10 protein-coding genes and 1 pseudogene are annotated in these 9,301 nt (G+C 70.0%); 3 read left to right on the top strand and 8 right to left on the bottom strand.

All coding sequences use genetic code 11. The features are described from left to right. Positions 1 to 23 precede the first annotated feature (23 nt). The 3 genes from D7X55_RS29485 (at position 24) to pdxA (ending at position 3,102) form a co-directional block, all read left to right on the top strand. Positions 24 to 1,022 carry a peptidyl-prolyl cis-trans isomerase gene (locus D7X55_RS29485; protein WP_120552195.1) on the top strand — a complete coding sequence of 333 codons (999 nt, stop codon included), beginning with the start codon at positions 24 to 26 and terminating at the stop codon, positions 1,020 to 1,022. Between the two features lie 65 nt (positions 1,023 to 1,087). Then, entirely contained in the window at positions 1,088 to 2,059 is a 972-nt protein-coding gene (locus D7X55_RS29480; protein WP_120552196.1) for a peptidylprolyl isomerase, read from the top strand. After that, positions 2,056 to 3,102, top strand: a complete 1,047-nt coding sequence (pdxA, locus tag D7X55_RS29475) for a 4-hydroxythreonine-4-phosphate dehydrogenase PdxA (protein ID WP_121724808.1) — start codon at positions 2,056 to 2,058, stop codon at positions 3,100 to 3,102. Before D7X55_RS29480 ends, pdxA begins: the two co-directional genes overlap by 4 nt. On the opposite strand, the gene D7X55_RS29470 is transcribed toward pdxA, so the two are convergent. From D7X55_RS29470 to D7X55_RS43575, 8 genes and pseudogenes are all read right to left on the bottom strand, one after another. Beyond that, complete coding sequence (locus tag D7X55_RS29470) at positions 3,023 to 3,274, bottom strand: hypothetical protein (RefSeq protein WP_233610144.1); 252 nt, start codon at positions 3,272 to 3,274, stop codon at positions 3,023 to 3,025. The genes pdxA and D7X55_RS29470 overlap by 80 nt on opposite strands. Positions 3,275 to 3,351: 77 nt before the next feature. After that, positions 3,352 to 3,837 carry an SRPBCC domain-containing protein gene (locus tag D7X55_RS29465; RefSeq protein ID WP_121724807.1) on the bottom strand — a complete coding sequence of 162 codons (486 nt, stop codon included), beginning with the start codon at positions 3,835 to 3,837 and terminating at the stop codon, positions 3,352 to 3,354. Next, complete coding sequence (locus tag D7X55_RS29460) at positions 3,834 to 4,184, bottom strand: helix-turn-helix transcriptional regulator (protein WP_120552208.1); 351 nt, start codon at positions 4,182 to 4,184, stop codon at positions 3,834 to 3,836. Before D7X55_RS29460 ends, D7X55_RS29465 begins: the two co-directional genes overlap by 4 nt. Before the next feature lie 41 nt (positions 4,185 to 4,225). After that, a complete protein-coding gene (locus D7X55_RS29455; RefSeq protein WP_147468420.1) occupies positions 4,226 to 5,722 on the bottom strand; it encodes an AgmX/PglI C-terminal domain-containing protein in 1,497 nt (498 codons plus the stop codon). 217 nt (positions 5,723 to 5,939) lie between these two features. Continuing rightward, positions 5,940 to 7,025, bottom strand: coding sequence for an aldo/keto reductase (locus tag D7X55_RS29450; RefSeq protein WP_120552201.1), 1,086 nt, complete (start codon positions 7,023 to 7,025; stop codon positions 5,940 to 5,942). 138 nt (positions 7,026 to 7,163) lie between these two features. After that, positions 7,164 to 7,496 (bottom strand): HPF/RaiA family ribosome-associated protein, encoded by a 333-nt coding sequence (locus tag D7X55_RS29445; RefSeq protein ID WP_120552202.1) that lies wholly within the window; start codon positions 7,494 to 7,496, stop codon positions 7,164 to 7,166. Between the two features lie 157 nt (positions 7,497 to 7,653). Beyond that, a complete protein-coding gene (locus tag D7X55_RS29440; RefSeq protein WP_121724805.1) occupies positions 7,654 to 9,063 on the bottom strand; it encodes a S41 family peptidase in 1,410 nt (469 codons plus the stop codon). A 48-nt stretch (positions 9,064 to 9,111) separates the two neighbouring features. Then, positions 9,112 to 9,301: pseudogene (locus D7X55_RS43575) on the bottom strand (hypothetical protein); the annotation flags it as partial.

The following is a 9,301-nucleotide window of genomic DNA, read 5'->3' as shown; positions in this document are numbered from 1 at the left end:
CCCCTCTCCCGAGGCCCCCGCGCATGCGTCCCGCTTCCTTCCGCGCCTCCCTGCTGTCGTGTTCCGCTGCGCTCGCGCTCGGAGTCCTCGGACTGACGGGCTGCCGGCCGCAGGCCCAGGAGGGGCCGGACCCCACGGTGGTGGCCACCGTGAACGGTGAGTCGCTCAGCCGCACGGACTTCGAACAGGAGCTGGCGCGGGAGCTGGCCACCACGGAGGGGCCGGAGCCCACGCCCGAAGAGGTGGAGCCCTTCAAGCGGGCGCTCGTGGACACGCTGGTGAAGCGGATGCTGCTGCTCCAGGCCGCCAAGCAGAACAACATCGCCGTGACGCCCGAAGAGGTGGACCGGGGCGTGCTGCGGCTGTCGGGCGACTACCCGGCGGGCAACTTCAATGAAGTGCTCGCCCAGGGGCAGCTGTCCATGGCGGAGCTTCGCGCTCGCGAGGCCAGCCGGCTCACCATCGAGAAGCTCTTCACGAACCACGTCTACTCGCGCGTGGCGGTGACGGAGGAGGAGCTGCGCGCGTACTACGCGGCGCATGAGGCGGACTTCCAGGAGCCGGAGGAGGTCCACGCGGCCCAGATGGTGGTGAAGGGGCTGGATGAGGCCCGCAAGCTCCAGGCGCAGCTGAAGGCGGGCAAGAAGTTCTCCGACCTCGCCCGGCGCTACTCGCTCAGCGCGGACGCCAAGGTGGGGGGCGACCTGGGCTTCTTCCCCCGGGGACAGATGCCGCCGGCCTTCGACGAGGTGGTATTCAAGCTGGGGGTGGGGCAGGTTTCGGACGTGGTGTCCACGGAGTACGGCTACCACCTGTTCAAGGTGCTGGAGCGCAAGGCGCCAAGGAAGCGCGAGCTGGCGGAGGTGCGCGCGAAGGTGGAGGGGCGCCTCTTGGAGGCCAAGCGGGCGGCGGCGCAGGAGGCCTTCGAGAAGGACCTCCGGGACAAGGCGCAGGTGGTGGTGAACGAGGCCACGCTGCAGACCATCCGCGGGCGGCCGGCGCCGCAGGCGGCGGCGAAGTGAAGGATTTTTCCGGGGGCCCGGCGGTTGGGCGCCCCGGTGTCATGGTGTTCAAGAGGGTCGTTGCGATGAAGAACCTGGTGGCGTTCCTGGCGGCGGTGATGCTCCTGGCGGGTGGCACGTCCGCCCGCGCGGAGCTGGTGGACAGGGTGGCGGCGGTGGTGAACCGCGACATCATCCCGCTGTCGGAGGTGCAGCAGCGCGCCGCGCCGGAGCTCCAGCGCGTGAACTCCGAAATCGACCCGCACAAGCGCGCCGAGGCCCGCGCGCAGCTGATGAAGGCCGCGCTGGACACGCTCATCGGCGAGAAGCTGATGGAGGGCGAGGTCCAGCAGCTGGGCATCACCACCACCGACGCGGAGGTGGATGAGCTGGTGCAGGACGTGCTCAAGCAGAACAACGTCAGCGACATCACCCAGTTCGAGCAGCTGCTCAAGAACGAAGGGTTCACGCTCGCCAGCTACAAGGACATGCTGCGCAAGCGCGTGGTGCGCGACAAGCTCTTGCGCATGAAGGTGGGCCCCAAGGTGAAGGTCACCGAGGAGGACCTGAAGGCCGCGTACACGCAGTACACGCGCCTGGAGAGCGAGGACGTGGAGGTGCACGCCCGCCACATCCTGGTGCAGGTGGACCCCAAGGCCACGCCTGAACAGGTGGCCGCCGCGAAGCAGAAGGCGGAGGGCATCCTGCAGGAGGCCCGCCGGCCGGGCATGGACTTCGCGGCCCTGGCGCGCGCCCGCAGCGAGGGCCCCAGCGCGTCGGACGGCGGTGACCTGGGCTACTTCAAGCGCGGCGTGATGGTGCCCGCCTTCGAGAAGGCCGCCTTCAACCTCAAGGAGGGCGAGGTCAGCGAGCCCATCCGCACCAACTTCGGCTGGCACATCCTCAAGGTGGAGGAGCGCCGCAACGTGTCCGTGGCCTCCTACGAGGAGATGAAGCCCAAGCTGGAGTCCAAGCTGCTCAACGACAAGACGGAGAAGTTCCTGGACCAGTACGTCCAGGAGCTGCGCTCGAAGGCCAACGTCGAAGTGAAGATGTGAGCGCGGTGGCCACGGCGGACGCGCGGCCCCGCGTGGGCATCTCGCTGGGGGACGTGTCGGGCATCGGGCCGGAGGTGACGGCCCTGGCGCTGGCGAAGCCCTCGGTGCGCCGCGCGCTGGTGCCCGTCGTGTTCGGAGACGGGCCCGCGCTGGAGTCCTTCCCCCTCTTCCGCCGCTTCCCTCGCGTGGCCCTGGAGGAGCTGGGCCGCACGCAGGGGCCCGCCGTGGTGGAGGTGACGCACCTTCCAGCGAAGCACCGCGTGCCGGGCAAGCCCTCGCGTGAAGGCGGCAAGGCGCAGTACGCGTACGTGCGGGCCGCCATCGACGCGATGCGCGCGGGCTCGGTGGACGCGCTGTGCACCGCGCCCGTGTCGAAGGAGGAGATTTCCCGCGCGGGCATCCCGTTCATGGGCCACACGGAGGTGCTGGCGGACGCGTTCGGCGTGGACGTGCTGATGATGATGGACGGGCCGCGCGTGCGCATCGCGCTGGCGACGAACCACGTCCCCATCTCCGAGCTGCCGAAGCTGCTCACGGTGGAGAAGCTGGTGGCGCAGCTGCAGCTGTTGTCACGCAGCCTGGAGCCCGTGGTGGGCCGCAAGCCGCGCATCGCCGTGCTGGGGCTCAACCCGCACGCGGGCGAAGGCGGCATGCTGGGACGCGAGGAGGTGGAGGTGATTGGCCCCGCCATCCGCCAGGCCCGCGCGAAGCGGGTGGACGCGCACGGGCCCATCCCCGCGGACGGCCTGTTCGCGCGGCCCGACGAAGTGGGCGCGAAGTACGACGTGGTGCTGGCCATGTACCACGACCAGGGGCTCATCCCCGCCAAGGCGCTGGACTTCGAGCGCACGGTGAACGTGACGCTGGGCCTGCCGGTGCCGCGCACGTCGCCGGACCACGGCACCGCCTATGCGATTGCCGGCACGGGCACGGCCAGCTGCGTGCCCATGATGGAAGCGCTGCTCAAGGCGGCCCGGCTTTCTTCGGGAGCCGCGCGGACAGGTGCCTCGCGAGGTCCTCGCCGTCCTCCTTCGGGTCGATGAGCTTCGCGTGCGTGCCCCGCGCCGTTGAGTCGGGGACCACGAGCACGGTGACCTTCCCCGTGGGGCAGTGACCCAGACAGGACGCGGGGATGAGCTGCGTCCTGTCCGCCAGGCCGTGGGCCTTGAGGGCTTCGCGCACGCGCCGCGGCAGGTCCACCCCGCCTGCGTCCACCGGCAGCCTCATCAGGCAACGGTGACACAGGTGCAACTCAATGGGGTCTGCTTCCTCCCGCGCGGCCATGCGGCAATCTAACGCTGGAACCGCTTGTCGAGCTTGCGAAGCTGGCTCTCCCAGCCCGCGGACGTGCGCTGCGTCCACTCCTGGCTGTGCATGGTGTCGATGGTCACCGTCATCCGCACGGTGTCGCCCTTCGCCTGGAGCTCCACCACCGAGGAGGCGGTGTACGGCGCGATGCCGGGGATGAAGTCCACCGCGTGCCGGTACGCGAGCCGCGTCCTGGGCGTCAGCTCCGTGTACGTGAAGCTGCTCGGGGTGGCCAACGGCATGCCCGCCTGCTTCATGAAGGCCACCGTCTCCGGCGCGGTGGCGATCATGTCGTAGCGCAGCAGGCCCCCTGGACGCGCGTCGAGTTCGTGCACCTTCACGGAGAAGCCCTCCGGGCCCCACCAGGACTCGAAGCCGTCCTTCGTCGTCCACAGCTCCCAGACTTCGTCGAGCGTCGCCAGGTAGGTGCGCTCGAAGGTGATGGTGCTGGGCTTCGTATTCGTCGTCATGGGGGTTCCTCCTCGGATTTGGGGGTGCCCATGCGTGCCTTGCGTCTTCGCTCGAGCGCCTGGCCGAACCGGTCGAGCCGGGCCTCCCAGAGGCCGCGATACCCGGTGACCCAGGCCTCCAGCTCCTGAAAGGGCTCCGGGCGAAGCGAGTACAGCCGCTTCGTGCCCTCGGGGCGGACCTGGACGAAGCCCGCCTCCTGGAGGATGCCCAGGTGACGGGAGACACCCGACTGCTGGATGTCCACCCGGGCCACCAGGTCGTTCACCGACAGCTCGCCGCCCTTCAGCGCCTCGACGATGCGGCGGCGCGTGGGGTCGGCCAGGGTCTGGAAGACGTCAACATTCATGGACATGTATATACATATTCGTGAATATTGCGATTGTCCAACTAGAAGACGAAGGGGTAGCGGACGGGGGCGTTCATCGCGACGCGGTGCACGGGGAACTTCCAGCCGCGCACCTGGTCCTCGATGCAGCCGGCGAGCGGGGAGCCCTTCAGCGCCTCGGTCTCCATGGCGACGCCGGACACGGCGCCGGTGGTGTCCACGGACCAGCGCATCTGGAAGCGGCCGCCGTTCTCCAGCGCGGTGCCGGTCTTGAAGTTCTGGACGCAGGCGGCGATGGCGGGCTGGTTCGTGACGACGACGTTGGTGATGTCTCCCGGCGTGAGGTTCTCGCGCTCGGAGGTCGGCGCGGGCGGGATGTAGACGGTCTTCTCCTGGGCCTGCTTCGGGGCGGCGGCCTCGGCGCCTTCCGCGTCGTCGGTGAAGCCCAGCTCGCGGGCGAAGTCCTCGTCGATTTCGGACTCCGGCTGCGCGGCTTCCTCGGCCTCGGCTTCGGCGGCGGCCTGACGGGCCCGGGCCATCTCCTCCTCGGAGATCTCGCTGCCGAAGGACATCTCGCGGACCTCGGCGGTGTCCTCGGGGGCTTCGAGCGTGGCCGCGCGCTGGGCCACGGGAGCCTTCTTCTTCGTCACCGGGGCGGGCTGCGTGGGCGCGGCCGGTTCCGGTGCCAGCGTCTGAAGGCCGGTGGTCAGGCCCGCGCTCGCCGGGCCCGCGAGGACGGGCGCGTTCGGCGTGAGGGCCTGCGCGGCGCGCTGCGCGTCCGTCAGCGCGGGCGTGTTCACGGCGCCCGCGATGGACTGCGCGAAGTCCGGCGAGGAGGTCTGCGGAGTCACGGCGCTCGGCTGGCTCGGTTGAGCCATCGTGACGGCCTGCACGCCGACGGTCCGCGGAGTGACGGCCACCACGGACTGCGCTTGCGGCACGGGCCGCGGACCATCCTTCGCGGTGAGGCGCAGGCCCGCGACGACGAGCAGGCCCGCGGCGAGCGCGCCCATGGCCACGGCGCTGACGAAGGACATGGGGCTCATGCCGAGGATGCGCGTGGACGCATCGTCGATGGCGGGCGGCGGAGGCTCGGGCGCCACGGGGGCGTACGGCATCCACGGCTGCGGCGCGTAGGCTTCGGCCGGAGAGCCGGGCGTGGCCCAGACGGGCGGCGGCGCGGCGTCCCACGACGTCACGGCGCCGCAGGAGTTCTCCTGGGGAGCGCTGGACGAAGGCTCCTCCGCGCGCAGCCACTCCGGGATGACGATGTTCGCGGCCTCGGCGGACAGCGTGAGCTGGGGCTCCACGTTGTCGTTGGAGGGCTGCGGCAGCGACTGGAGCCAGGACTCCTCCGTGGAGGCCAGGTCGAGCAGCGTGCGCAGCGGGCCGGTGGCGAAGGACTCCGGCACGGTCACTTCTTCTTCGGAGGGCTCGGAGGCGAGCGCGCGGTCGAGGCACGCATCCAGCTCGGCTTCGAAGGACTCGGGGTCGCGGGAGAAGTCCGAACCGCCCACCTGCGCCCGCGAAGACACATCGCCCGTCAGTAGCTCGCTCACGCCACCCTCCCCGCCGCCCGTACCGCGCCAGACCGCCCCAACCACCGACTCACTGCCAGGGGGCCGATGTTAGGGACGCCCCCCGTTCGCGCTACCGCGAGCGTCCGCCGGTGAACGCTCCAGCGGTCATTTGCCCCCGAACGAGGCCCGAAACGTAAGGCCCCGCACTCCACATTGTGCGCCGGTGTGCCGACAGGGTCCGGCTTTCCACAGCTGCTCAGTACCGGGGGGTGTTCGCCTTGGGCGTCAGGTTGCTGGGCGGGGCCTGGACTCCGTTCACGCGCAGGCCCGCGTGCATGAAGGTCGGGGCTCCCTGGAGGAAGGCCGCCGGGAAGTTGAGCGTGGGCTGGGACTCGTCATCCAGCGCCTTCACCTGCTCCGGCGTGAGCTTCACGTCCAGCGCGCCCAGGTTGTTGTCCAGCTGCTCCAGCGTGCGCGCGCCCAGGATGGTGGAGGCCACTCCCGGCCGCCCCTGCACCCAGGCCAGGGAGACTCGCGCCACGGAGGTGTTCTGCTCCTTCGCCACGCGCTGGAGCACGTCGATGAGCCGGTAGGTCTTCTCGTTGAGCGACGCCTCCGCCCACGCGCCCCGGTCCGCCTTCTGCTTGCCCGCGTTCTCCCGCGTGTACTTGCCGCTCAGCACGCCGCTGCGCAGCGGCGACCACGGCGTCACGCCCAGCCCCAGCTCCCGCGCCATCGGGATGAGCTCGCCCTCCACCGTGCGCTCCAGCAGCGAGTACTCAATCTGCAACGCCACCAGCGGCGCCCAGCCCCGGAAGTAGGCCGTCACCTGCGCCTGCGCCACCTTCCACGCGGGCGTGTCGGAGAAGCCCACGTAGCGGACCTTGCCGGAGCGCACCAGGTCGTCCAGCGCCCGCATCGTCTCCTCGATGGGCGTGTTCGCGTCCCAGGCGTGCATCCAGTACAGGTCGATGTAGTCCGTCTGCAGCCGGCGCAGCGACTCATCACACGCCGCCATCACCGACTTGCGGCCCGCGCCGCCGCCGTTCGGATCCCTCTCGAAGAGGTTGCCGAAGAACTTCGTGGCGATGACCACCCGGTCCCGCTTCGCGGGATGCCTCCCGAGGTGGTCCCCGATGATCTTCTCCGCGTGCCCGAACGTGTACACGTTCGCCGTGTCGATGAAGTTGCCACCCCGCTCGATGAAGCGGTCCAGGATGGCGTTGGACGTCTCCACGCTGCTGCCCCAGCCCAGGTCCTCGCCGAACGTCATGGCCCCCAGGCAGAAGGGACTGACGCGCAGGCCGGAGCGGCCCAGGGTGACGTAGTGGTCGAGCGACATGGGCGGTTCCCCCCGCGGATGGACAAAGTGCGCGGAGCCAATCCCGGACACCTCCACCGCGCCAGCCGCCCTCACCCCAGGACGTCCAACGCCAGACATGCTCCCGCGCCCATCCGCTCAACGCAGGACATCCAATGACTAGCGGTGCGCGTGCTGGCGGTCCGCGTAGTGTTGCAGCTGGCGCCGCGCGGCCTCGAAGGCGTCGGTGACGGCCTGGTAGGCATCCGCGTGGGCCGCGAGCTCCACCGGTTCGCGGTCCGCGATGATGTTCCTGCCCGGCACGTGCAGCTCCACGCGCACGTGGAAGTGATGGCCTTGCGCGTGGTGGCGGTGCGGCTCCTCCACCACCACGTTGCAGCCGGTGATGCCGTCGTGGAACTGCTCCAGCTTCTCCGCCTGGTCGCGGATGTGCTCGTTGAGGGTTTCGCTCGTCTCCATGCCCCGGTAGGTGATTCGCAGTGCGCGCTTCATCGTCCGCCTCGGGTAGGGCTCCGTGCTCGGGAGCCGGTGTGGATTCAAGGCATTGCATGAGCCCTGCCAGCGTCCTCGGGCCCACGAGACACCTATAACGGCCCCCTTTTCACGGGGCATGACGGGACACGCGCCCCGGTGCGTGGGGCACGTTGACTCACGGCAGCTTGCGCAAGCGGGGCAGCAGCTCCGCTACTGGACGCTCCAGGTCCTCCGCGTCCAGGTACACCTGGACGGCGTGCCCCACGCCCTCCACGGGTTCGGCGAAAAAATTGCGCTTGTTGGGCACCACCCACGCGAAACCCGTGCGCGGCAGCACGAAGCTCGGCGCGTTGCCGTAGGTGAGGAAGCCTCCCGTGCGCTCGCCCACCATCGGCGCGCCCGTGGCGAGGTGCAGCGCGTACGCGCCGCTCTCCCCCGAGGACCCGGAGTTGCGATCCACCAGCACCACGATGCGTCCCGCGAAGGGCGTCTTCGCGTGGCCCTCCACGCGACCGTTGTCGAACACGGGGCGCGAGGGCTCCGGCTTCACCGGCCACTTGGAACGGATGGCGTCACGTTCGGCCTTCGCTTCCGGCGTGTCCAGCCGTCCATCCATGGCCTGCCGCTGCACGCGCGAGTTCCATTGGAAGCACGGGTAGAAGGCACCGTGCATCCACACCTCTCCGGTTGAGAACCACTGCCCGCGAACCATCGTGTCCAGCCACTGGTACACGTAGCTGTCGTCGCCGCCGCCGTTGCCCCGGAAGTCGAACACCAGCAGCTTGTGCTTGCGGTGCTTCGGCGCGTCCGCGACGAACTGGCGCAAGCCGGCCTCCGCTTCCGGTGGTCCGGAGAAGCGGCGGAGGGTGATGATGCCCACGTCGCCCTTCGGCTCGTACGTATAGGTGTCCTTCGGCTCGAACTTCCGGGACGCGTGCACGGGGCGCACCGTGAGCGGCACGGACGTGTCGCCGCACCGGAGCGTCCGCGCCTCGCCACCGCCTCGGGCGGAGACGGTGAGCCGTTGTCCCCGCGAGCCATCCGGCTTCAGCACCGGCGCCACCCGCAGCGTGTCCGCCTGCGCGCCCTCCACCGTGTTCGCGTCGCAGGACGTGAGCTGAAGTCCCGGAGGCGCGTCGGCCTGGTACTCGCGGAAGGCGAGCCGGGGCTCCGCGCTCAGCACGCCCAGGAGGCCGGACGGGCCGAAGTGGTTGTCCGTCAGCGCCTCGCGGATGGCGATGGTCGGCGCGAGCACGCCGTCCTGGAAGGACACGGTGGGCCCGGACGCGGCCACCTTCGCGCTCCAGTCCTGGAAGAAGGCATCCGGATCAAACGTGCGGTGCGCCAGCAGCTCCGGCCATCCGGAGTACGTGGTGCGCAGCAGCTGGTGCAGGAAGCGCACGTCCTCCGCCAGCGCGGCGCTGTCCACGCGAGTGTCGGGCGTGGGCTTCGGGCGGCGGAAGGCCTCGTGCAGCAGGGGGCTCTCCGGGTTGTAGCAGTACGGGGCACCGGTGAGCTGTTGATCCAGGTAGGGGCTGGAGGGGGCCGCCGCCAGCAGGGCGCCCACGAGCAGGGAAAGGGACATGCCCCTTCTTACGGCACGCTCCGCCAGGTCATTGCCTGTGCGCGGACGTCAGCGACTCGCGGTGAAGCGGCCTCGCGCGAGGAAGACGTGTGCATCGTCGATGAGCACCTGCGTGTCCGGCCCGGAGCGCCATGCACTGACGAGCTCCTCCATGCGCCCGGCCGGCAGCGGCCAGACGCTGCCGGCGGGAGGCTTCTCCACCAGCACCCAGTCATAGACGAGGTCGTCGGACTGGGGC

Source organism: Corallococcus sp. AB049A (assembly GCF_003668885.1).
Lineage (GTDB): Bacteria > Myxococcota > Myxococcia > Myxococcales > Myxococcaceae > Corallococcus > Corallococcus interemptor.
The sequence above is the reverse complement of the archived record's forward strand: the minus strand, read 5'-3'. Positions and strand labels throughout refer to the sequence as shown.

What these genes read in the sequence shown, in the direction of transcription:
- D7X55_RS29485 (WP_120552195.1), top strand. Translation starts at nt 24, where the DNA reads ATGCGTCCCGCTTCCTTCCGCGCCTCCCTGCTGTCGTGTTCCGCTGCG.
- D7X55_RS29480 (WP_120552196.1), top strand. Translation starts at nt 1,088, where the DNA reads ATGAAGAACCTGGTGGCGTTCCTGGCGGCGGTGATGCTCCTGGCGGGT.
- D7X55_RS29465 (WP_121724807.1), bottom strand. Translation starts at nt 3,837, where the DNA reads ATGACGACGAATACGAAGCCCAGCACCATCACCTTCGAGCGCACCTAC.
- D7X55_RS29460 (WP_120552208.1), bottom strand. Translation starts at nt 4,184, where the DNA reads ATGAATGTTGACGTCTTCCAGACCCTGGCCGACCCCACGCGCCGCCGC.
- D7X55_RS29450 (WP_120552201.1), bottom strand. Translation starts at nt 7,025, where the DNA reads ATGTCGCTCGACCACTACGTCACCCTGGGCCGCTCCGGCCTGCGCGTC.
- D7X55_RS29445 (WP_120552202.1), bottom strand. Translation starts at nt 7,496, where the DNA reads ATGAAGCGCGCACTGCGAATCACCTACCGGGGCATGGAGACGAGCGAA.
- D7X55_RS29440 (WP_121724805.1), bottom strand. Translation starts at nt 9,063, where the DNA reads ATGTCCCTTTCCCTGCTCGTGGGCGCCCTGCTGGCGGCGGCCCCCTCC.